Source organism: Marinomonas sp. SBI8L (assembly GCF_001624705.1).
GTDB lineage: Bacteria > Pseudomonadota > Gammaproteobacteria > Pseudomonadales > Marinomonadaceae > Marinomonas.
Window position 1 is genome coordinate 14372 of sequence record NZ_JSEO01000016.1, and the last position, 23735, is coordinate 38106.

Below are 23735 nucleotides of genomic sequence, written 5' to 3' on the forward strand. Positions count from 1 at the left end.
TAACGGCCGCCTTTAGCTTTGTATTAATCGCCAATTTGGCTTCAGCACTCGCTCAGCCCTATCGTAAACGAAAAATATAAGGAGATATGATCACTGAAGTACATGCAGAGGTCGCTAAGAGTAAAAACAATATTTCGAAAATTTCACTTATAAATAAAATGTCTCTTATTTATGGACTCAATGGTGTTGGTAAAAGCAGGGTATCAAACTACTCGTTCAATGCCAGCCCAGATTAATACAATATCTGTATAGTAACCCAGAGTAATGATATTGAAATACTTGTTTAGAATCATAACCTTATAACCGATAGTGCTTATGAAGAAGATAATTTAAACAGTATATTCGCGCGAAGAAGATAATTTAAACAGTATATTCGCGCGAAAAAGACAATTTATCCGTTGATGCAGAATCAAAAAAATTGAAAGCAGACTATCAAATGAGTAAGAAAAAGAAAAGGCTAGGCAGGAAACTATCTGAAAATAGCGGGTATAGGTAAGCTCATGTTTTGATTAGTAAGTTAAGCGCGAATCTGTGCTTTTTAGCTTAGTTATCAAAACATGAGAGGCTCGAATCTTCTGGTTAGAGGATTTGCTTAAGGATATGGTCTACCTTGGTGCGGTGAATACGCTTAATCAGCTTTTTCACTTCATTAGGGTAGCTATTAACATTGTCTATCATGAGATAGCTATTCACTCGGGTGCAGTGCTGCATGATGCAGGCGAGCTCTTTCTCGTTTTGTTCTGCTAATAGTTGGTTTTTATCATGAACTAAAATGGCATTCTCTAAATCCAGTTTCCACGCTCGTGGATTCAGATTATTCCCTGTGATCATCATATATTGCTGATCAACCCAGATGCCTTTTAAGTGAAAGCTATTGTTATCATGACGCCATAGGTTTAGAGATAACTGGCCCTTGTTAATGGCACTCTCATTTTGCTTAGCAAACTTTCTTAGATTCACTTCATATAGATAAGGTAAACCTGCAATCGTTTTAAAAGGCTCACTTGGTGGGATAAAGAAGTCGTTAGCTGTTTTATCGCCCACTATGATATTAATTTTTACACCACGTTTTAGTGCGAGTTTAATCTCTTTGCTAACTAATCTTGGAAAATTAAAGTAGGGGGTGCAAATGGTAAGTTCTTTTTGAGCGCTAGCAAGTAGGGTGCAGATATGTTTATTCAAACGATTTTTGCGTTTACCTAAGCCTATTAGCGGGGTTAAGCCTACTTGATTTGCGCTAATGCTTTGGTTATCAAAGTGATAACTGGCACTTTGCAGTTGGCTTCTTAGGTTTTTTATTGCCCCTTTTAACGCCTTGGTTGTTGGTCTTACTTGCTTGTTTAAGCAGTTTACCGCATCGCTATCCGTCAGTGTGTCTACGATAAAAGCAGACATGGTATCGGCAAGGGCTTTGTTTTGCAGTACATGATATCTATCGTATCTGTATCTATCTTGTTGCGCTAAATACACATCGTTTAAGCTGGCGCCACTATAGATAACCCTATCATCGACAATAAAGCCTTTAAGGTGAAGTACGCCAAATACTTCTCGGTTTCTAACGGGTACGCCAAGTACTTCTATCTGGTGTTCGTAGGCTTCTGCATACTCTCTATAAAAAGCCGCATTACCATCGGACTTATTCGCACCAATTAAACCACGTTGTGCTCTGTGCCAATCAACCAGCACTCTAATATCTAATTTTGGATTTGCTTGTTTGGCTTGGTAGAGTGACGTAAGAATATCTCTACCAGCAGCATCATCTTGTAAGTAAAGGGCAACTAGATAGATACGTTGTTTAGCTTGGCTAATTTCAAGGTGTAATCGTTCACGAAAGGAACCTGCATCAAGCAGTGTTTCTAAGTTTTCTGGGGCATGGGCAATGCATGGAAGTTTCTCAATACGCTGCCTATTAGCTAGTGCTAAATCCATTCTCGTCTCGTTTGTGCGATCTAAATATAAAAGATAAAAAGTGTAGAATCTAAAAAAAGCGGGATTATAGCAGAAACAGTTTAATTTCTTCTAATCTTGAGGCGAAATTAGAGTTTCTAAACCCGTTTCAGATATCCGTTTATAAAGTTTTTAACCCTTGGCTTTCTATTTAAAGTGTGACTGATATCATCCACGGCCTGTATGGCACTTTCGAATGAGTGAAATTTAAGCAGCTAATCGATTAGTTTTTCTAATTGAGTGCAATTAACACAAGAGGTAAGGGAATGAAGCAAGCAATAGTACACGTCTCTCTAGTCGTCAGAGATTATGATGAAGCCATTGATTTTTATGTTAATAAACTTAAATTCGATTTAATCGAAGACTTATACCTGCCAGAAGAAGATAAACGCTGGGTTGTTGTCGCACCTCCTGGTTCAAAAGAAATGAGTTTGTTATTAGCCAGAGCCTCAAAACCGGAACAAGAAGACTTTATTGGTTACCAATCTGGTGGACGTGTGTTCTTGTTTTTGAATACAGATGATTTCTGGCGTGACTATGAAAGAATGAAAGGTTTAGGAATTGAGTTTGTTAGAGACCCAAAAGAGCAGTCCTATGGCACAGTCGCTGTCTTTAAAGATCTGTATGGTAACTTGTGGGATTTGCTTCAGCTTAAGGAAGATCATCCTGTTATGTCTCGCATGCTAGCAAGAGCAAGTGAATAGGACTTAGGAGAGAGTCTCGTGGCAGAATTACATATTCGAAAAATGACCCAAGAAGAGCTCGGTTTAGCATTAAGTTGGGCTGCAATGGAGGGCTGGAATCCAGGTTTACACGATGCGAAAACCTACTTTCTTGCAGATCCGAATGGCTTCTTACTTGCCGAGTTCGATGGAGAGCCAATAGGCTGTATCTCGGCGATTAAATATTCCCCAGACTTTGCTTTTATTGGTTTTTATTTAGTAAAGCCTGAGTTTCGTGGGCAGGGTTACGGCATGCAGCTTTGGCAAGCGGCAATGTCTTATTTATCTGGCTGTAATATTGGTTTAGATGGTGTGGCTGCTCAGCAAGCAAACTATCAAAAATCAGGGTTTCAACTGGCTTACGCCAATGTGCGTTTTCAAGGTGAAGTGAGTCTAGTGAATGCCGATAAGCCAAATAAGCTTAAAGGCGCTGCAGTGCCTCTTGGAACTGTGCCACTTTCATCTTTATTTACTTATGAAAACGCCTTTTTTCCTGCTGATCGCACGGCTTTTGTTCAAGCTTGGGTTGAGCAAGATGATGCTGACGCTTTGGCTTATGTGGACGAGGGTAGCGTACAAGGTTATGGGGTCATCAGGCAGTGCCAAACGGGTTATAAAATCGCGCCTTTGTTTGCCGATTCGGCAGAGATAGCGAGGTCTTTAATTGCTACTTTAACGACTGATTTACCTAAAGGGGCTGCTTTCTTCTTAGATGTACCGGCCTGTCATCAAGATGCCGTGTTATTGGCAAAGGATTTTGCCATGGAACCTGTGTTTGAAACGGCTCGTATGTACACTCAAACTCAGCCAGCACTCCCATTAAACCGTATCTATGGGGTGACATCCTTTGAGATCGGCTAAAAGATAAGACAAACTTTTCAAAGTATAAAAAGAATTTGTATTATGAAATGATATTCTCTCGAATCTAGAACGTTAGAAACATACAATATAAGGCGTTTTTTCGTTGATGAGATCCTCATCAATTTTTACTTTTTAATTAATAGGAATCACGCCATGACCATTACTCGCATGCAAACAGACGAAAGAGTTAGCCGCATTGTTATCCATAATGAGACGGTATACCTTTGTGGTCAGGTACCACACGATGTGACAGAAGATATGGCTGGCCAGACAAAATCTGTACTAGCGCGTATTGATGAGCATCTAAAAGAAGCGGGTACAGATAATACTAAAATCCTATCTGCTTTAATCCATGTTAAAGATAACAAGGATGTACCTACATTTAATGCCCTATGGAATGAGTGGCTACCTATGGGTTCTGCACCTGCTCGTACTTGCGTTCAAGCAACTATGGTACGTGACACTGTTTTGGTTGAAGTGACAGTGACTGCTGCACTTTAATTTAAGATCCTAAGAAAAGCTGCAACATCTAGGTGTTGCGGCTTTTTTTGTGCCTCAAATATATTAATTTTATAGATAGAAGCACTTTGAGATGAGGCTTGGTCATACTGAGATGGTGTGTTTGGTTTAAGACAAAATGGGAAGTATGGAAAGTATTAAAAAGCGCCCAGCCAGTAAGAAAGAAGCGACAACCTCTCTTACAGGAGGTCAAATCGCTTAATCAACAGCTAACCATTATGCTGGGTACATGTTAATGATTAGCTTAATCAAGTAAGCATTTTGACCTAAGGGCAAAATGGGTAACCTAATAGGAAAAACAATCAAACTAGGCTTGGTTTACCTTATAGACAGATAACGCAAAGCAAGCAGCCTAACTTGCTTAAACGCCGAACTATCAACTGATTCTCACCAGTTGATAGCCCTAATCAGTCTTTAAGGGGAATAAAGAAGGATTAAAGGTGTGCTTTTAGCAATAGGCTAACGGCATTCTGATCTTGGTCGTTGATACCAAATTGGTTTGTCCAATAAGAGTATTCAACACCCACTTTTACTTTGTTGTCTGTGCCTAACATAGGGCCAATGTTGTAAGTGATTTGTGGGGTAAAGTTCATGCTGTTTTTCTTGCTATCCACGTCGTTCGCGAAAGAGTAATCCATGAAACCATCAATACCAAAGTTGCCACTGCTATAACCAAACGCCAGCGTTAGTTGGTAATCTTTAGAATTACCATAGAACTCTTCATTGTTGGCCATATAAACCGTTGCGCTAGCGAAATCTAGGCCAGGAACATTCAAGTTAGAGCCAATACCAAAGAGGTAGTTATCTAAGCTTTGTCCACCTTGTGTTGTACCAAATTCATAGGTAAAGGCTGCATTAATATCCTTGAAAAAACCGTCATCACTTAGTTTTGTTAAAGTGAAAGATGGGCTGAACTCACCGTAAGACTCAGAGTAAGAACCACCTTTGTGACGATCTTGGAAGAAGAAGAGGTTACCCCAGCTATGGCCAGAGACGTGCTCTAGTGTCATGGTGGTAATATCGACATCTTTAGCGAATTCGTAATTACTTCCATTTAACAGAGATACGCTTGTATCAGACCAGAATTGTTCCGCTTGTGCTGGTATCGAAACTAGAGAGGCAGCAGCAAGGGCTAATAGTGTTTTTTGCATGGATAAACTCCGTCGTAATGTTCAATCTTTGGTTAATTTATTTTTATTTTTTCTGATAAACGACCTACAAATAAAAAGCTGTACGATCGTTCAGATTTCTTCAGAAGACCCATGCATGCTAGCTTTGTGGCGCAGCTGAAACAATTGTTAAAGATTTCACAAGGTGAGTAACTAGATGTTTTAGATAAGAGAAAATTTATATTTAAATCGAGGTTGATAATAAAGTTTCAAATTAAATAAAAGTGAAATATTTAGTCTTTTTCTCATGTTTTTAGAGAGTTAGCGAAAGCTGATGAAAATGACCAAGAAGACAGGAATGAGGCTAAAAAAGTAACGAGAATTAGCTTAAAAAAAGATCAGATTTTTATTTAAAAAAACTTGTTTTTCGCTTTTTAGCGCTAAATTTCGTCATTAATTGTACGTTTTGGTTTTGTCTAAAGTTTATAAAAAGCCAAAAAAAGGGTCTAACCAAGTGGCTAGACCCTTTTTATTTGTGACGTTACAACTTAATTATTCCGCCAATTGAGCCGCTTCTTTCTTCTGCTTATCGAAGAATTCACGTGTCAACTGGAACACTACTGGGCTAAGAACCACAATAGCGATCAAGTTAGGTAAGGCCATCATAGCGTTAAGTGTGTCAGCTAATAACCAAACAAAGTCTAAGCTCAATGTCGCACCTACTGGGATAGCAAGTATCCATAGAATACGGTATGGCTTAATTGCTTTAACACCAAGTAAGAACTCAACACAACGCTCACCATAGAAAGACCAACCTATGATAGTTGTGAAAGCAAATATAGCTAGAGAGATAGCTACTAGGTAGTTACCTATACCTGGTAATGCTTGAGCAAAAGCTGCAGACGTTAACGCCGCACCAGAAGTACCACTTGTCCATAGACCTGAAGACACAATAACAAGACCAGTAATAGTACAGATTAGGATGGTGTCTAGGAATGTACCTAGCATAGCAACCAAACCTTGACGAACTGGATCTTTAGTTTGTGCAGCAGCATGAGCGATTGGCGCTGAGCCTAGGCCCGCTTCGTTCGAGAACACACCACGAGCCACACCGAAACGAATCGCAGCCCAAACAGCAGCACCCGCAAAGCCACCTTCAGCCGCATGGCCAGTGAAAGCACTTTCAAGGATTAAAGACATAGCAGGCCCAATTTGGTCCGCATTTGTCGCAAGAACGATAAGACCTGCAATGATATAAGCAACAGCCATGAAAGGTACAAGAGCACCTGCCACAGAACCGATACGCTTAATACCACCCATCAATACAGCACCAACAAGTACCATAACGATCAGGCCAGTAATGAGAGGTGAAACAGAGAAGTTAGTTTCAATAACTTGTGCAATAGAGTTAGATTGCACGCCGTTACCGATACCGAAACCAGCAATTGCACCGAAGATAGCGAAAGTCGTACCTAACCAAGCCCAGTTTTTACCCATACCGTTCTTGATGTAGTACATAGGACCACCCACATGGTTACCTTCTTCATCTACTTCACGGTATTTTACAGCTAATACAGCTTCTGCATACTTGGTAGCCATACCAACAAGTGCAGTCATCCACATCCAGAATAGTGCACCTGGACCCCCTAAAAATACTGCGGTAGCAACACCTGCAATATTACCTGTACCAACTGTCGCAGCCATGGCAGTCATTAGGGCTTGATAAGGAGGAACTTCACCCTCACTTTCTTCGCCTTTTTCTGCTTTTGTGCCACCTGCAAGTAGTTTAAAGCCAGTGCCGAGTTTTAAAATAGGCATAAGTTTTAAACCTATACTCATAAAAAATCCGACCCCAAGAATGAGAATTAGCATAGGCCAACCCCACACTATGCCATTTACCGTGCCGATAAAATTCGTTAAAGCTTCCATCGAAAGAACTCCAGATATTGTTTTTTTTGTGTTTTTGAGTGTTCGCTAAGTGCTATAGATTTGGAAAGAGACCAAGACCAGTCAGTAACTCTCCTATGTGCGTCGTGCTTTATTCAGGTAGTTTTGGTATTCCTCCTCTGGTACGAATGAGCCGCCTGTTAACCAAGCGATATGCGTAGATTGATTGATTTTCGAAACTAAATTGTGCTTGATGAGATAGTTTTGACCGGCTTCGCTTTCAAGTAGTTGAGGGCCGAGGCGTGAAATTGCAGCGGAAGGCTCAACCTCGATATTCTCTTCTTCTTTCAGCGCGAGTAGTGATTGATAGAGTTCAGTATCTGTCGCTGTATACACGCCAGATAGAAGGTGACGAGTAGCGTCACACACCCATTGTGATGCAGTACCAACAGCAAGACCGTCGGCATCTGTATCTATGCTCAGACCCATATCTTTGACATGAATAGGATGCGAGTTATGTTTGCCCGCCATACCTAATAACATGCATGGAGCTTGTACTGGTTCGGCAAAGAAACAATGTACATCTTCACCAAATAGGGATTTAAGGCCAAAGGTAATGCCACCAGGTGCACCGCCAACACCCGCAGGTAAATAAACAAACAGGGGGTGTTCGCTATCTACTTGGATGCCTTGGTCATCTAGCTGGGCTCTTAGCCTTAAAGCGGCTACCGCATAACCCATGAATAAATGGCTTGAATTTTCGTCATCAACAAAATAACTAAAGGGGTCTGCATCAGACTCAGCACGACCAGCGGCAACTGCTGCACCATAATCTGAGGCATGTTCAATGACTTTTACACCACGTTTTCTGAGCCTTTCTTTTTTCCATTCTTTCGCATCAGACGACATATGTACAACAGCTTTAAAGCCTAGTGCATTCGCCATAATACCAATACTTAGTCCTAGATTACCTGTACTGCCAACAGCAATGGTATAGCGTTCGAAGAGGTCACGAGCGGGTGGATTAGCTAAGGTTTTGTAGTCGAAGTTTTGTTCGTTGATAATGCCATTTTTGATGGCAAGTGACTCGGCAAAGTGCAGTACTTCGTGAATACCGCCACGCGCTTTAATTGAGCCTGCAACGGGCAGTTGGTGGTCTGCCTTGTAGTATAAATCTGGCTTATCTTTAGTGTTTTTCTTGCTTGCTAAAAGGGGAGATTCAATTAAACCGTTATAAGCTTCAAGCTCTAAAAAAAGGCGCGCTAGCAAGGGAGCAAAGCGCGCTAACCTAGCTTCAGCATCAAACAGTTCTTTTCGATTTGGGGTCGCTAATGGCGCAGCTGTTTTTTTAAATGCTGAGTTTAACCAGAGTAGTGGTTCAGCATTTTGAATCTGAGTTTTTTCTTCATTTGTAATATTTAGTACTGCCATAATGCGTCCGAATTCGTTAACATTTGTGCATCATTATGTTTTGCGATGTGAATGAAAACAAATGATACTTTCTTAAAAGGGGTTTAGTTTTACTAAACGGGTTTTCTATTATAGGTGATTGAATGACCAAGTTGAACGCAAGAACATTCTCTTCTTTAGTATATTTTGAAGCCTGTGGTCGGCTATTGAGCTTTTCGGCGGCGGGTAAAGAACTCTGTGTCACAACTGGGGCAATTAGTCAGCAAATTAGAAAATTAGAAGAGCAATTAGGCTTTAAGTTATTCGATCGTCAGCCAAGCGGAATCGTGTTAACGCAAGAAGGCAAAGAGATGCTGAACGTCACCCAACAATCCATTGAGTCTGTGGAAATGGTGATACGCAGGTTACAAGCTAAATTGTCAGATAACGTGGTTAGATTAAAATCCACCCCTTCATTTGTTTTTAAATGGTTGATTCCTAAGCTGCAAGAATTTAACTTGGAATACCCTCATATTAAGGTTGAAACCTACGCAGATGAGGCCCTATTAGAGCTTGCGGGAGCTGATTTTGATATCGCCATTGACTATGGTGATGGTCAATACGAAGGCTTTACTTCAAACCTCTTGGTAAAAGAAACACTCTTGCCTGTGATGAGCCCAGAATACATGAAACAGGCTGATTGGAAGCAAGCGAAAACTTTAGAAGAGGCTTCACTTTTACATGATGCCATGCCTTGGATTGACGCCGAACAAGATGCTGAATGGCGATTCTGGTTAGACGAAACCAAAATTGATGGTATCGACAGTACTCAAGGCCACTTTTTTAACCGCTCATACATGGCCATAGCTGCTGCCGAAGCGGGCTTAGGTATTGCGCTTGCAAGAGCATCACAAGTAGGGGAAGAGCTTAAAAATGGGCGTTTGATCGCACCTTACAAAGGCGTACCTTCCTGTCGCGATTATTACATGTTGATCCCGAAAAAAGGCCGAGCAAACATCCATGCTTATGTGCTTAAAAACTGGTTGTTAGAGCATGTAGATATGAGAGAAGAGGTCAAAGAGCTCGATCCAAGTGCGAAATAACCGTCATCGCCTGTGTTATCTATATTGTCGCTTCAAACTTAGAAACCACTGCATCAATGAATAATTGAACCGCTTGTGTTCTCAACTGAGTTGGAGGGCGGACAATATAGATGCCGCCTTCTCTGAGCTTCCAGTTAGGCAGTAATTCTTGTAACAAGCCAGATTTCAAATCCTTTTTGACGGTAAAATCAGGCAAAATGCCAAAATAACGACCTGTCACCAAAGCCTCTCTAATCGCTAATGTCGTATTAAATGTGAGATTTGTATTGAGCAAAACTTCGCAATCTTGATCTTTTACATCTGGAGTGGGTTTGTGAGTGAAAACGCGAGCCGAATTGTCGATAACATTGTAGGCTGCAAAGGGCAGTGAGGGTAAATCCATTGGTGTTTTGGGAGAGTAATCCCTTGCAAATTCTGGGGTGCATAAGGCAACCTCACGAAAGGAGCCAATTTTTCTTGCGCGATTCGTTGAATCTTGTAACCAACCAACTCTAAAAGATAAATCATAGCGCTTAGCCACTATGTCTTTTACTTCGTCACTTAAATCTACTTCAATTTTAACTTTGGGATATTGAGCACAAAATTCTGCAATAACGGGTGCTAATTGAAAGACACCTAAATCAATTGGCGATGTTAGCCTGATAAGCCCACTGGGTTCATGGCTATCTTCAGCGGCAGTATCAAATGCATATTGTGCATATTTAAGGGCTTCTTTACTGCGAGTGTAAAACGCTTCACCTGTTTCAGTGGCATGTAAATGACGTGTGTTTCTCACTACTAGGCTAACACCTAGCTCTTCTTCTAAAAGTTGCAATTGTTTACTGACAACGGCTTTGCTTAACCCAAGCCTTTCGGCCGCTGCCGTAATGGTTTTCTCTTCAATAATGGCAACAAAATAGGTGAGTCGATTTAAATTATATTTTGAGTTTGTATTCATTGTAAGTAAAAAGCTGACACAGTTTATTTGTAATCAATCTATCACGAACGATCCTTGGCTTGTATAGTTTTTCTGACTTATTGCTGTGCATTTAAATGGGAAAAAGCAAAAATGAAAGACACTCAATTCATCATAATTTATGACACCTATTGTGGTTGGTGTTATGGCGCAGCGCCGCTTTTTGATGCACTGGTTGAAACCGGTGCTCAAGTGAAAGTGCTCCATCGTCATTTGTTTCAAGGTATGAATGCGCCAAGAATGAAAGATGGAAAAGGGGATTTTATATTGAAAATGGATGCTCATATCTCATCTCTTACTGGGCAAGTATTTAGTCAGGCATATCAAGACAATGTGGTTTTATCTGATGCTGAAATCTTAGATTCAACCTACTCAGCGCTAGCGGCTGCTTTGGTGCATGAGCAAGGACCAGTGAAAGAGTTTTCTCTTCGTCAAAGGCTAGAAAAGCAAAGGTTTATTAATGGGGTTTCAGCTCAAAACAGAGACGTTGTAGTACAAACATTGATTGTGGAGGGGGTCGAGCCGGATTCCGCTCAGCTCTTTGATAATGCAGAAAACATCGCTAAGGCATCTGAGATATCTCAACAGGCGATTGAATTAATGGCACGAGTGAGCTCAGGCGGTGTGCCAACACTTGTCAAAATAACAGATGGCCATATCGAAAAAATTGATCACTCAGCACTTTATGGGCAACCAGAATTAATAAAAACGTTAGTGAGTGCCAATACAAAAGGTTCAAGTATTAGCATTATTTAGAACGACTTTTAACATTGCAGACTAAACATTAAGGAGAACAAATTATGATTACACTATACGGTCATCCTATATCAGGTAATAGCCACCGCGTGGCAAATTTTTTGAATATTCTAGGCGTCGACTTTACTGAAAAGTTGGTTAATCTAGCAGAAGGGGAGCACAAATCAGCTGAATATCTAGCCATAAACCCGCTAGGGCAAGTGCCTGCTTTGAGCCATGACTCAGTCACCTTGAGAGATTCTACTGCGATATTGATTTATCTAGCCCGCACGTTTGATAAAACCAATACTTGGTGGCCAGAAGATACCTTAACTCAAGCCAACATCCAGCAATGGTTATCGGTTGCAGTACATGAAGTCATGAATGGCCCTTTTGTGTTGCGAGCAATACAGCTTTTTGGCATGCCAGCAGACGAAGCACAAGCAAGAGAAAAGACTGAAAAACTCTTTGGAGAGCTGTTTGAGCCTCATTTGAAAGAGACAAAATGGCTGGTTGGAGAGACTCCGTCGATAGCTGATATTGCCTGCTATAGCTATATTGCCCGTGTTAATGAAGGCAACTTTAGCCTTGATGCTTACCCAGCGATTCAGCAATGGTTGCGTAACATAGAAGCCATTGAAGGCTTTAAACCTATGATGCACGCCGGTAACTAAAATTATTAATTGGGGGGCGCTTGCTATGCCTAACGAAGAGTCTAATAAACCGTCTAATCCAGACAAAAATACTGGTAAATTCCCATATCATCAGGGCGAATTAGCCGCTCAAGATAAAGCGGGTACCCGTGGGGCCGCGTCTGAATTAGCCGCAGGTAAGCGTAGTGCCCTCAATTTTTTAGCGAACCATGATGCGTTCTTAGCCGCTCAATCATTTGCTGCGATGAGTAGTGTGGACTTGAATACGGGGAATGTATGGCTAACCCCCTTGTTTGCAAAAGCAGGGGATCTTAGTGCCGTCACTGAAAACGAAATTGTTATTTCTTCTCAGAGTATTCCCGACAATGACATGCTTAATAGGGTTGAATCAGGTACGCCATTCTCTTTATTGGGAATTGATCTAAATAGACGGATTCGACATCGCATTAATGGCGTGGCATTGGGCTTCGAAGATAATGACGATAGGCGTCTTCATCTTCAGGTAAATGAATACACACCAAACTGCCCAAAATACATTAACCGTAGAGAAATTATTCTTGATGCGAACAATGCTGAATCCATCAATAGGAGGGCAAAGAGAGAAGAACGCACAAGCCTGACAAAAGAAGACCAAGACTTTATTCAAGCGATGGATACATTATGGATTGGTAGTTATGCGCCAGATATTGGGGCAGATTGTAATCATCGTGGCGGTAAGCCAGGGTTTATTCGAGTGACCTCTCCAACTACCATTGAATGGCCAGAGTATCGTGGGAATGGCATGTTTTTTACCTCGGGTAATTTGGAGGTCAATGACAGAGCTGGCGTCACTGTGGTGGATTTCGAGACAGGTAGCATGATTCAAATGACAGGTCGTGCGCTGGTAGATTGGGACCATGATGGCCGCTATGAAGGGGCATCTAGAGCCATTGTTTTCCATATTGAGCGTATAGTACGTACCGATAACGTCACGAGTCATAGATGGAGGAGATTGGATTATTCTCCTTACAATCCCGCCATCCTTGGTAAGGATAGCGCGAACAGTGACAGCGCTATCGACGACCCTTCTATAAATGGTAATGAGCGCCCTATAAAAGCGGCGCTAGTCAAAATTGTTGAAGAGACTGAAACCGTTAAAACATTTCGTTTTGTGGTCTCACATCGAATTGCTTTTTTGCCGGGCCAATACGCCAGTTTTGAATTTAATAATATTCCAGGAGGCGCCACCTCAGAAGTGAGAACTTGGACTTTGTCCGAAACACCAAATAGCTTAAATGGTGATAATACGTTAGATATTAGTGTAAAACGTGTGCCAAATGGTTTAGTCACAAATTGGCTCCATGATCATGCCGAGTTAGGTTTAGAGGTTGTATTAAAGGGGATTCAAGGTGAAATGACAGCCATCACATTAGATGCTGATACTCAAACGCCCCTTGTACCCGAACAGCTTCTTTTATTAAGCGCTGGGATTGGCATCACCCCTAATTTAGCCATGGTGAGGGGGATTGGCGCCTTTTCATTACAAGATAAAACCAAGGTGACAATGATTCATGTGGAGAGGTATCAGCGACATCTGCTTAGCCATCATGAGCTTGTTCGCCGTTCAAACAACTATCCAGATTTTAGCTACACAAATATTATCACCAGTGAGCAAGGGCGTTTAACAAAAGTGCAATTAGAGGCTCTGGTTCCAAATCCGAAAGACCAACAAGCTTATGTTTGTGGCCCAGCGTCATTTATGGAGCAGATGACGGAATACTTAGCTTCAATTGGTGTACCTGTGGCAAACATTCATACCGAGGCTTTTGATTTTTAAAAGCTTTTAAGGTGGAGTGAGCTTTTAAGCTAGCTCGTTTCGAAACTTGATAGGGTACCTTAATAACGAATAAACAGCCTTGATCTTCTATTGTTTGAAGTCTTCATTCAAAAAAAGAAAGGTTGCTTATTCGTTGGCGTGTCGACAATTATTTATGCTTAGCTGGTTAGATAATCATAGCTATTTTAATTAGTTAGATGAGCATAGCTATCAAGGAAACGTTTGTACTTATGCTGTCCACAGGTATAAGCCTGATACTTAGCCGGGTTTTCCTCACTTTGACAGCTTGGTACAACACTCACTTCAGCATCAAAATCCAGATCGATAAAGAAAGGAATAGAATAACGCTCTTTACCACTGGTATTGATCACTCTGTGTAGGGTAGAGATATATTTATCATTGGTAAATGTCTGTACCAAATCCCCAATATTGACGATAAAGGTGTCCTCAACGGGTGGCGCGCTGACCCATTCCCCATCACGGTTTTGTACTTGTAAACCTCCTATATCATCTTGGGACAATATGGTTAGAAAACCATAGTCCGTATGGGCACCGATACCGATTTCTTCTTGGCTTATAGGGCCTTCTTGAGGCGGGTAGTGGAGTAACCTTTGAATGGTAATAGGCTTTTTCTGTAGCTTGGCAAAATAGTCTGCCTCTAGATCCAAGCTTAAAGCAATGGCACTGATGAGTTTACGGGATAAGACCATCATAGCTTCATGATATTGCTCGAAGGTTTGTTTAAATTCAGCCGGATCTTCAGGCATTTGGTTAGGGCCAAAAAAGGGTGAAACAGCTTCTTCATTTAAACCAAAATCAAAACACTCTTTAAAATCACGAGTGTTTTCAGGGTCTACATTCTCCCCGTACATAGGAATATAGCCTCTTAGGGTTTGACCCGAATTCACTATATTCAAGGCTTGTTTTTGTGCCAATGGTAAATCGAAAAACGCTTGAGCTTGATCGTAGGCTTTTTTAATCAGTTGCTTATTAACGCCATGGTTTTTGATATAGAGAAAACCGACATTTTTACAGACATCGCCAATCTCATTTGCTACCGCCATTGGGTCACTACCATCAATGAGTTTAGCAAGGTCAATAATGGGGATTTCATTGAACGAAGTGGACTTACTTTCTAGACGAGAATCGAATTGGCTAGCGGTTGAAATTGACATAATTAAATACCTTCATGGCGTTGTTTTATGTCTTTCAGTGTCGCTGAAGCCGAGGCTTCACTTATATAACAAAAGCGAAATATCCTGCTAGTTTAACGATGAATTTACCTGTCTTATCTCAGATGGGCTTTGGTTATATAAGTCCTTGAAACATTTACTGAAATGGCTTTGTGAACTGAAACCTGTAGCTTGTGCCACCTTGGTTAAACTGAGGTGGGTTTCTTCTATCATTTTACGGGCTTGTTGTAGGCGTAAACGTAGATAATAACGGCCAGGGCTAATCTGTTCATACTTCTGAAAAACGGTTTCTAGGTTTCTTTGAGTAGTCCCGATTTTGTTGGCAAGAGTCGTTATTTGATAAGGGTGGCTAATGTGTTTTTCCATTAACTCGACGGCGGCGCCTAAACAAGGTGATTTCATTCTTAGGTTAAGATGACGACGGCTGGTTTGTATTTCTTCACTGCTACGAATGCGTTCAAGCAGGAATTGCTGTGAGGTATTGTGTGCAAAATCGCGTCCGTGATCTTGGCTAATGAGGTAAAGCAACATGTCTAATGTGGCTGTACCACCCGCACTGGTCAAAAGAGTATCTGTGACAGTGTAGAGGTTTTCTTGAATCGGAATATCAGGGTAAAGCTCTGTAAATGTGGTTTTGTATTCGGGTACCAAGGTGCAGCTTTTGCCTTGTAATAAGCCTGCTTTTGCAAGAATAAAGCTGGCGCAACTGAGCGCCGCTATACGTCCTTTTTTACGGGCGACACGGCGCAATAAACTAAATAGGGCAGGGTTATCGTAATCCGCTGTATTTAGATAACCACAGACAAATATTAGATCGCTATTTTGGCAGAGATTTAGGTCCCCACTGGTTTCAATGGGAACATGGTTTGAGCTTGTGACAGTGGTTTGATGGTTTGAGCTTATGTCACTTGATAGAGGCAGATGAGCATGGCAAATTTGATATTGATACACCTCTTCACCACAAAGTAGATTAGCCACACTTAAGGCTTCAATCGCTAGTGAAAAAGAGGTTAGAGCAAAGCCGGGTAACAAGATAAAACTGACTTTAACCTGTTTCATTTGGGTTCCATCCTGTGTTGTGTTTGCTCTGTATAGCACGAGTTTTACTATATTGGATTGAGCTTAATTAAACTTATCCATTTTACCGCTTAATAAGACTCATAGAGGCATTATTAATGATACTAGCGGCAAAATGATTCTTTTTTATTAGATAGATTAATTAGGTCGTTTAACTAGGGAGACATAAGCTGGTTAAAGAGTGCCTCACAGTTCTTTGCCTGTTCTAAGGTATCAATCGCATTGAGTATTGAGTCCATTCTCTCTTGGCTAAAATTAACCGAAGCAAGCAACTCAAATTTAGCTTTGAACTCGGCTTGGCTCATGGCCGTTTCTGGGTCACCTTTTGCTTGAGTAATGGGGCTAGTTAAGCAGCGTCCGTCTTTCAGTTGAATACTGACTCTTGAGAGTATTTCTTCTGGAAAACGATCTGATAAATCTTGCGCTTCTGTTATCTCGATCAAACGGCTAATTTGCAAGATATCTTCTGCCTGTATGGCATCTCCTGTTACTTCATTTGGGCCCACTTGACCACGGCTGATTAATGCCGCTAAAGGAAAAGCTAAACCATACTGGGCTTCATCTGCGTTCTTGGGAAAATGCCCTTGTAAGCGCATGGACTCGTGGAAGGTTTCTACCTTGACTGAGTCGATATTGGCTGGCGTGATTTCAGGCGAATGGCGCATCATGCTGGTCACAGCCGTTAGCGCTGGCTGCGCCCAACGACACACAGGCCAAGGTTTGAAGTATTGGGCATCTATTTCCCATCGTGTGCCTAGGTCATTCCAACAATGGCTTAACCTGTTCTTTTCTACTGTTTCGGCTGGTGCTCCAGTGATACCTGCTTGTGCCATGAATAAGGCATTCACACCTGCATAAGCTCCTGCTCCATGGGCATCTCGTAACATGGAGGGAAAATCTACTAGACGCATCATGGGGCAACGGGGGCCAAAATACTCAGCGATACCTAACGCATGTTGGAATTCTTCTTGGTTTAAACCTAATAATCTTGCACCGCCGCAGACGACCCCTAAACCTGAAAATGCCCCAGAGGCATGATATTCACTGGCACTGTCCGTCAAGGCAACACCTGCTCTGAGTGCTGTTTCATAAGCGATAGTCACCGCGATTAAAAACTCTTCGCCAGTGATGTTTCTACCTCGTTCATGACAGGCATCGGCAATAGCAAGAAGGGCTGGAATGACCGTCGCTCCAGCATGACCTTTAGAAGTGAAGTGGCCTTCATGGGCATCAAGGCTATCGGCACTGAATCCGCCAGCCCAAGCCGCACCTAAAGGGCTAACATGGCGGCCATCAAATAATAGACGACAGCTTAATTTATTGGCTGGGTAATGTTCAGCTGCAAAGTGACGAATATTATCACTGGTCTGGTTTTTCTTGGCACCAGCAAGGACACCGACAATATCCATTAAAGAGGTTTTGATTAGGGCGCGGCTTTTTTCAGGTACCTGATTAAACTGCAAGTTTTGGACAAAATTGAATAACAACATGTTTTATATCCAAGCGTGAATAGAAAGAAAATGAGCCATCCGTGGCGGTTTTACATCTCGTAGGAAAGACGAAAGCAGGTTTAAAGCTGATTAAATTGCTTAAGAATTTTTTCGTAGGTGCCATTGCTTTGAATCATGACAAACCCAGTATTAAAGTCATCGCGAATTTTCTCTGAATTGGCAATCTCTTTAGAGATCATCACATACAGATCATTTTTTTCGATGGGAGGCTGCACCATAGCGAAATGGCTAGGTTCAAACCCTAATTTGCTAGCAGCACTTTTCACCACAGTGAGGTTGTCGGCGAAAAGATTTATTTCACCCTTTTGTAGCGCCGTAATGCCAGCCTCTGTGCCTGCATAAGGTTGTAGCTGAGTGAAGGAATAAGCGTCAAAGCTCTGACTAACTACAGCGCCTTCTATTTTGCCTATCTTATATTGATCTAGCATTTCATAAGAGGAGTAGAAGTCTAGATCTAAGTCCTTATGCTTAATCACACCGCTAAAGACTGAGTAGATAGGGATAGAAACATGATAATCTTGGGCCCGTTCATCTGAGTAAAATGCGCCCACCAGCACATCCTTTTCTCCCACTTTTACTTGCCTCATGGCTTCTTTCCACTGGGTAAATTCAAGCTCACTTTGATAACCAGACGCTTTAAAGGACTCTCTAACAATGGCAGAAATGAAACCGCCTTGCTCTAGGTTATCTCCATAATAGGGTGCCCAATTTGTGGTGGTCAAAGAGACATCTTGTGCATGTGAAAAACTAGCAAGGCCTAAGCCTAAAACGAATGTAGCCATCTTAATTGTTTTCAATGGTTTACCTCATTTTGTAAAGTGAATGCTTATTTTTATGATCAAAATAGAACTAATAAAGGGCACTTTTCCCTAAAGACTCGCGGCTTAATTAGCAAGCTAGCCCTAGGGAAAGTCCTTATTCTTTATTGGTGAGATTACATAGCAGCGCGGGCCGCTTCTAACCAACTATCGTATTTAGCTTGGTTAGAAGAAATCCATTCTTGGGCATGGCGTTTAATGTCTTTCATAGACTTCTCGCCATTTTGCATTTTAAGGTTTTGTGCGCTTTCATCACTGGCACTGATTTGGACTAGCGATAAGAATTTAGTCGCTGCTGGGTTATCTTCAGCAAAGTCCTTATTCAAGATTGATTGGATCTGGTCAACCGCGAAGCCTAGGTTTTTACCATTAAAGCTAGTGTTAACTGAGTTGTTGCCATCTGGTAGGTCGGTTTTTGGTACTTCTAACCACACCACGTCTTCATTTTCGACCAATACACCTGCAATCCACTGAGGCACCCAAGTGTAATAAAGAATAGATTGGCCTTCGTTATAACGTGTGATGGTATCCGCCATAAGAGCAAAGTAAGAACCACGGTTATGATTGACTGTATCACCAAGGCCATAAGCGTCTATGTGATGGTCGATAACAAGCTCACAACCCCAACCTGGGTTACAACCTGTTAAGTCTGCTTTACCATCATTATCTGCATCAAAGAGCTTAGCAATTTCAGGTTTTTTCAGATCAGTTAGCTGGGTGATATTGTGCTTTTCAGCGGTTTTCTTATCGATTAGGTAACCTTGCAATACGCCAGGAATCACATTGCCGGCTTTAACTAGCGTGTCGTCACCACCCGCTTTCTTGTAGAAGGTTTTATGTAATTCTTCCCACGCATGTACACTAAAGTCCGCATCTCCGTATGAAAGAGCCAGCATCAAGGTGGCGTATTCTGTTTCTTTTGGCTCTTCAACTTCATAGCCAAGCGCTTCTAGACCGGCAATGGCAATTTCACCACGAAAGCGTTCTTCCGCAATGGTTGGGAAGATAGGCGTAATTTCTACCCCTTTACCCGGCATCGTCTCTGCTGCAGAAGCGATACTCGACATTGTCAGAGCAGAAAAAGAAGCGGCTGCTGTCAATGAGAATAAGGTTTTAGAAAGTGCTTTTAAGCGTGATTGCATCATGGTCAATTCCTCGTTATGTTTTTTTATTGAGAATCTATTGAAAGAATGTTTTCTATTACTTAAGCGAATCTTTAATTTGGTGATATTTACCTTTTGCTATTTAGGGCGTTCTATTTAGATAACTCTATTTAGAGAACAGGCTACGATAAGCTCTGACTAAGGCACCGATAGGGCCTGTTTCATACCAGTGTTGGGTGTGGCTAACCCCAGCGCGTTCACCCATCGCCTGGGTAAGACGATCAAGGAAGATGGCAAGCAGTACCAAGCCAACGCCACCGACAGTGGCAAGACCCATATCAAGTCGGCCAATGCCGCGTAATACCATTTGACCTAAACCGCCTACCGCTATCATGGAAGCGATAACCACCATAGAAAGCGACAACATCAGTGTTTGGTTAATGCCAGCCATGATGGTTGGCGTTGCCAGTGGTAATTGGATCTTGAGCAACATTTGCTTAGGCGTGCAGCCGAAAGCGCGTGCTGCTTCGATTTTGTCTTCTGGTACTTGGCGTATGCCTAAGTTCGTCAGCCTCACCAAAGGGGGGAGCGCGAAAATAATGGTGACCAGAACACCAGGCACGTTACCGATACCGAAAAGCATGACCACAGGAACCAGATATACAAAGGCAGGCAAAGTCTGCATGGCATCAAGAACGGGTCTCACAAAACGCTCAACTCTATCGCTACGAGCCGAAAGAATGCCAAGAGGCACGCCAATTACGACACAGAAGAATAGGGCGGTTAAAACCAAAGAAAGGGTTGTCATTGATTCAGCCCAAACACCGATTAAGCCAAGTGTTGTCAGCGTTATCGCGCAGAATAGCCCCATTTTTTTACCGGCAACTTGCCAACCCAAAAGGGAAGAAAGAATAATGCCGATTAAAGGCGGAATGGATTGCAACATGGTTTCTATCAGGTCGAGTACCTGATCGATAGGCCAACGAATAGAGCGGAAAAAGCCACGGAAGTTTTGGACTAAATAGTTGAGTACCGCTTCTACCCATTCCCCTAGTGGAACACTGAGAAACTGAAAGGGATCTAATAGGTTAAATTCAGACATTCTAATTTACCTTACATTTATCATTATGATGAAACTTAACGTGTGAGCATCGAATTAGTGGCTCAAAGTCTTAAGCATTAGGTCTTTGGAAATCACGCCACAGAAAGTGCCATTGCGCTCTATCACAGGGACTGGATAATCAGAGTGAGCCACTTTTTTCACCACATCACTGATCATGTCGTCACTATAAACAGACGCATGTTGATCTAGCTGCTGTGCTAATAAGGTGTCGGCACTGGCTTGGTTATCAATGCTTTCTAGAGGAATCACACCTAATAGGCTTTCCTTGTCATCAACTAGGTACGCAAACTGATTGCCACCGGCGTCAAATGGATGAACACTGCCGTTTAGTTGAATCTTGCAAGCACTTTGCTGACAGGCAATATCGCCTGCTTTGAGAATCTTGCTGACATCGACACCTTTAAAGAAGGTCTCTACATATTCATTAGCGGGATTACGCATAATCTCTTCTGGTGTGCCTATCTGTACCACTTGGCCGCCTTCCATAATGGCAATGCGGTCACCAATACGAATGGCTTCGTCTAGGTCATGGGAGATAAAGACGATGGTGCGAGACTGCTCTTTTTGCAGGCGGATTAGCTCCCCTTGCATTTCATGTCTAATAAGTGGGTCAAGGGCAGAAAATGCCTCATCCATTAAGAGTATGGTGGGGTCATTGGCTAGGGCGCGTGCAAGACCAACCCTTTGTTGCATACCGCCAGAAAGTTGATGCGGATAGCTATCGCCATGTTCACCTAGGCCGACTTGGTCTAAGGCCGCTTGTGCTCTTTTATGCCTTTCTTTCTTTTCAACCCCTGATATTTCAAGGCCAAAAGCGGCATTGTCGATCACGGACATGTGAGGCATGAGTGCGAAAGATTGAAACACCATGCTCATTTCCTGACGGCGGACATCCAGTAAGTCCGCATCCCCAAGGACTGTAATATCTTTTCCGTTCAGTTTGATGCTGCCAGAAGTGGGCTCAATAAGGCGGTTTAGCAAACGTACCATGGTAGATTTACCTGAACCGGATAAACCCATGATGACGAAAATCTCTCCTTTCTTGACTGAGAAGCTAGCATCAAACACACCCACGGTTTGGCCAGTCTTTTCAAAAATTTCATCTTTATGTGCGCCGTTTTGTAACATTTGCATGGCAGTATCTGGTTGTTCACCAAATACCTTATATACATTGTTGATCGACAGGATATCTGTGGTGTCTGTCATCGTGTCCTCTGTATTTATGATTATTATTGCGTTCTATTTGGCTGAATCAGTGTGCTAGTTCAACACTGCTTACTTTGTTATGTCCCCGTTCTGTTTATTAAGTTACGGCCTCCACGTGGCAGCGTCCAACGACATATTTAGCGTAAAAACCATAACTCCCCGTTATTGTTAATGGCTTTTAGCGCTCTGAATGAGTCGCTAAAAAATAGCTAAAATTGCTAAACATTTGGTTGTTATAAGAGAGCTTTTAGTTAGTGTTTGAGAGGCTGAAAGCTAACGTTTATGGGGTTTTAGGCTATCGTGGGGATAGTGAAGCTTAAAGGAGGTTCAGCAGGCTTGAGGTGCTGTTAAAGCACAGGTGAAGGCGCCTTCTTAACCTGTGTTAGGAGAAAGCTGTGTTAGAAATATTATGAGAAGACACTAAAAGAAATCAGCTCGGAGGGAGGGTTTTTTCAATAAAAAAAGCCCCCACAATGTGGAGGCTAAAGGGAAGCGACTACCTAGTCACTTATCTATAAATTAAGACGCACTTAGCTTCTTCTTCATGGTATCGCAATACCAATCGACAAATTGGCAAACGCCGTTTTCGGCAATTTCAGAAAATGGCCCAGGGATATAGGAAGGTGAGCTCACACCTCTAAAGGTTTCCTCAACCAGTTCTTTGTCTTGATTATTGGTTTCAATCCAAACTTTAATCAGGTTCTCAAGGTCATAATCAACTCCTTCAACCGCATCTTTAGGCACTAGCCATTTAGTCGTGACCAGCGTTTGCCCAGAGTTAAGTGGCAGAATACGGAAGCTTAAGGCGTAGTCCCCTAGAAAGTGGTTCCAAGTTGAGGGATAGTTAAAGTAGAGCAGGGCACCAATATCTTCGACATCCGTATTATCTAGTCGACCTTTTACAGCGGGTTTGCCATCCATGGTATAGCTGACGGCTTTGGCTGAAAGCGGAATACGTGTCATTCGATACTGCCCCCCTTCATCCATTACTAAACGGCTCGGTAAGCCAGCGGCTTCACATTTATCCCAATGGGCAACCAGCTCTGGGTCATCATCGCCACCGACTCCCGCCACAGATAAGTTTTCAACAAACGAGTTTAGTAGCTCAGGGTGGTTGGCATCGCAGTGATAACATTCACGGTTATTCTCAAATACCAACTTCCAGTTACCGTCTTCGACTATATTGGATTCGTGGGCTACCTTGGCGTCTTCTAAATTATGTGGCGTGATAAAAGGGCTCACATCTTTACGAAATTGCTCAAAGTCTGGGGCTTCCTCAGCCATACAAATGTAGATATAACTGTTAACTACTTCGCAGTGAACAGGCATTAAGCCATGATCGTCATTGTTAAAGTTTTCGCCCATGTTGCCCGCATAAATAAGCTTGCCATCTAGGCCGAATGTCCATTTGTGATAAGGGCAAACCAGCTTGGCAGCTTTTCCTTTAGCAGCAGAACAGACGCGTGAACCACGGTGACGACAGGCATTATGAAATGCTCTGACTGCACCAGAATCGTCTCTTACCACAACAACAGGGTAGTCGCCCACTTGTAAAGTAATGTATTCACCAGCTTTATTGATCTCTATGGTATGGCCGGCAAAAATCCACTCTTTATGCCAGATCTGCTCTAAATCTTGTTGGTACACATCTTCGTCACGGTAGATTTCTCGGGTTAAGGCGTGGCGTGGTTTACGCAGATTGATTAGCTCAAGAGTTTTTATCTTACTGGTCATTCTATTGCTCCCATTTGGCTAGACTTAGGTCGTCGCTATTCTTGTTTTGTTGATTTTGGTCAGATGGTTTGACTCTGTATCTTGTAAAAATTGTCAGTGCTTTAATTCACTTAGCTGACTTTTTGTCACCCATTCTCGCCACGAGTTACTTTTAAAACGGGCTCTTTTGCCAGTAGCCTTCGCTAATTTGAAAGGGTATAACTGAATCACAATCTATCTTCCTAACTTGAAATTCAGTGTATGGGCGGTACCCATATGGGTAAAGCAACTTTTT

20 protein-coding genes are annotated in these 23735 nt (G+C 42.1%); 7 read left to right on the forward strand and 13 right to left on the reverse strand.

Going from position 1 to position 23735, the window contains the following annotated elements:
- Positions 1-579: 579 nt before the first annotated feature.
- Complete coding sequence (gene pssA, locus OA91_RS20130; RefSeq protein WP_046018136.1) at positions 580-1929, reverse strand: CDP-diacylglycerol--serine O-phosphatidyltransferase; 1350 nt, start codon at positions 1927-1929, stop codon at positions 580-582.
- Between the two features lie 284 nt (positions 1930-2213).
- On the opposite strand from pssA, the gene OA91_RS20135 reads away from it, so the two are divergent.
- The 3 genes from OA91_RS20135 to OA91_RS20145 all read left to right on the forward strand — a co-directional run bounded on the left by OA91_RS20135 (position 2214) and on the right by OA91_RS20145 (position 4031).
- The gene (locus OA91_RS20135) at positions 2214-2651 is read left to right on the forward strand and encodes a VOC family protein (RefSeq protein WP_063339668.1); all 438 of its coding nucleotides are present in this window, start codon (positions 2214-2216) and stop codon (positions 2649-2651) included.
- Between the two features lie 18 nt (positions 2652-2669).
- A complete protein-coding gene (locus tag OA91_RS20140; protein WP_231870424.1) occupies positions 2670-3530 on the forward strand; it encodes a GNAT family N-acetyltransferase in 861 nt (286 codons plus the stop codon).
- A gap of 153 nt (positions 3531-3683) precedes the next feature.
- Entirely contained in the window at positions 3684-4031 is a 348-nt protein-coding gene (locus OA91_RS20145) for a RidA family protein (protein WP_046018134.1), read from the forward strand.
- Between the two features lie 452 nt (positions 4032-4483).
- On the opposite strand, the gene OA91_RS20150 is transcribed toward OA91_RS20145, so the two are convergent.
- The 3 genes from OA91_RS20150 to OA91_RS20160 form a co-directional block, all read right to left on the reverse strand.
- A complete protein-coding gene (locus OA91_RS20150; protein ID WP_046018132.1) occupies positions 4484-5200 on the reverse strand; it encodes a hypothetical protein in 717 nt (238 codons plus the stop codon).
- Between the two features lie 510 nt (positions 5201-5710).
- A complete protein-coding gene (locus OA91_RS20155) occupies positions 5711-7087 on the reverse strand; it encodes an alanine/glycine:cation symporter family protein (RefSeq protein ID WP_063339667.1) in 1377 nt (458 codons plus the stop codon).
- 93 nt (positions 7088-7180) lie between these two features.
- Positions 7181-8476, reverse strand: a complete 1296-nt coding sequence (locus tag OA91_RS20160; RefSeq protein ID WP_063339666.1) for a D-serine ammonia-lyase — start codon at positions 8474-8476, stop codon at positions 7181-7183.
- 122 nt (positions 8477-8598) lie between these two features.
- Here OA91_RS20160 and OA91_RS20165 point away from each other — a divergent pair, with 122 nt between their 5' ends.
- Complete coding sequence (locus OA91_RS20165; protein WP_063339665.1) at positions 8599-9537, forward strand: LysR substrate-binding domain-containing protein; 939 nt, start codon at positions 8599-8601, stop codon at positions 9535-9537.
- Positions 9538-9556: 19 nt separating this feature from the next.
- On the opposite strand, the gene OA91_RS20170 is transcribed toward OA91_RS20165, so the two are convergent.
- Complete coding sequence (locus tag OA91_RS20170) at positions 9557-10474, reverse strand: LysR family transcriptional regulator (RefSeq protein WP_063339664.1); 918 nt, start codon at positions 10472-10474, stop codon at positions 9557-9559.
- Positions 10475-10585: 111 nt separating this feature from the next.
- On the opposite strand from OA91_RS20170, the gene OA91_RS20175 reads away from it, so the two are divergent.
- Genes OA91_RS20175 through OA91_RS20185 form a run of 3 tightly spaced genes read left to right on the forward strand, consistent with a single transcriptional unit; the run spans position 10586 to position 13696 of the window.
- Positions 10586-11248, forward strand: coding sequence for a DsbA family protein (locus OA91_RS20175; RefSeq protein ID WP_063339663.1), 663 nt, complete (start codon positions 10586-10588; stop codon positions 11246-11248).
- Positions 11249-11292: 44 nt separating this feature from the next.
- Positions 11293-11901, forward strand: coding sequence for a glutathione S-transferase family protein (locus OA91_RS20180; RefSeq protein WP_063339662.1), 609 nt, complete (start codon positions 11293-11295; stop codon positions 11899-11901).
- Positions 11902-11926: 25 nt separating this feature from the next.
- Positions 11927-13696: an FAD-binding oxidoreductase gene (locus tag OA91_RS20185; RefSeq protein ID WP_063339661.1), complete on the forward strand. Its 1770-nt coding sequence runs from the start codon at positions 11927-11929 to the stop codon at positions 13694-13696.
- A gap of 185 nt (positions 13697-13881) precedes the next feature.
- Here the strand turns inward: OA91_RS20185 and OA91_RS20190 are convergent, their stop codons facing one another.
- From OA91_RS20190 to OA91_RS20225, 8 genes are all read right to left on the reverse strand, one after another.
- Complete coding sequence (locus OA91_RS20190) at positions 13882-14871, reverse strand: isopenicillin N synthase family dioxygenase (RefSeq protein ID WP_063339660.1); 990 nt, start codon at positions 14869-14871, stop codon at positions 13882-13884.
- 87 nt (positions 14872-14958) lie between these two features.
- Entirely contained in the window at positions 14959-15948 is a 990-nt protein-coding gene (locus tag OA91_RS20195) for a GlxA family transcriptional regulator (RefSeq protein WP_063339659.1), read from the reverse strand.
- A gap of 173 nt (positions 15949-16121) precedes the next feature.
- Positions 16122-17456, reverse strand: a complete 1335-nt coding sequence (locus OA91_RS20200; protein WP_063339658.1) for an MmgE/PrpD family protein — start codon at positions 17454-17456, stop codon at positions 16122-16124.
- 80 nt (positions 17457-17536) lie between these two features.
- The gene (locus OA91_RS20205) at positions 17537-18274 is read right to left on the reverse strand and encodes a substrate-binding periplasmic protein (protein WP_063339657.1); all 738 of its coding nucleotides are present in this window, start codon (positions 18272-18274) and stop codon (positions 17537-17539) included.
- Between the two features lie 137 nt (positions 18275-18411).
- On the reverse strand, positions 18412-19440 hold the full coding sequence (gene proX, locus OA91_RS20210; protein WP_063339656.1) for a glycine betaine/L-proline ABC transporter substrate-binding protein ProX: 1029 nt from the start codon (positions 19438-19440) through the stop codon (positions 18412-18414).
- Between the two features lie 124 nt (positions 19441-19564).
- The gene (gene proW, locus OA91_RS20215) at positions 19565-20500 is read right to left on the reverse strand and encodes a glycine betaine/L-proline ABC transporter permease ProW (RefSeq protein WP_046018119.1); all 936 of its coding nucleotides are present in this window, start codon (positions 20498-20500) and stop codon (positions 19565-19567) included.
- Positions 20501-20554: 54 nt separating this feature from the next.
- The gene (gene proV / locus OA91_RS20220) at positions 20555-21727 is read right to left on the reverse strand and encodes a glycine betaine/L-proline ABC transporter ATP-binding protein ProV (protein WP_063339655.1); all 1173 of its coding nucleotides are present in this window, start codon (positions 21725-21727) and stop codon (positions 20555-20557) included.
- A 519-nt stretch (positions 21728-22246) separates the two neighbouring features.
- Positions 22247-23461 (reverse strand): aromatic ring-hydroxylating oxygenase subunit alpha, encoded by a 1215-nt coding sequence (locus OA91_RS20225; RefSeq protein WP_063339654.1) that lies wholly within the window; start codon positions 23459-23461, stop codon positions 22247-22249.
- Positions 23462-23735: the final 274 nt, after the last annotated feature.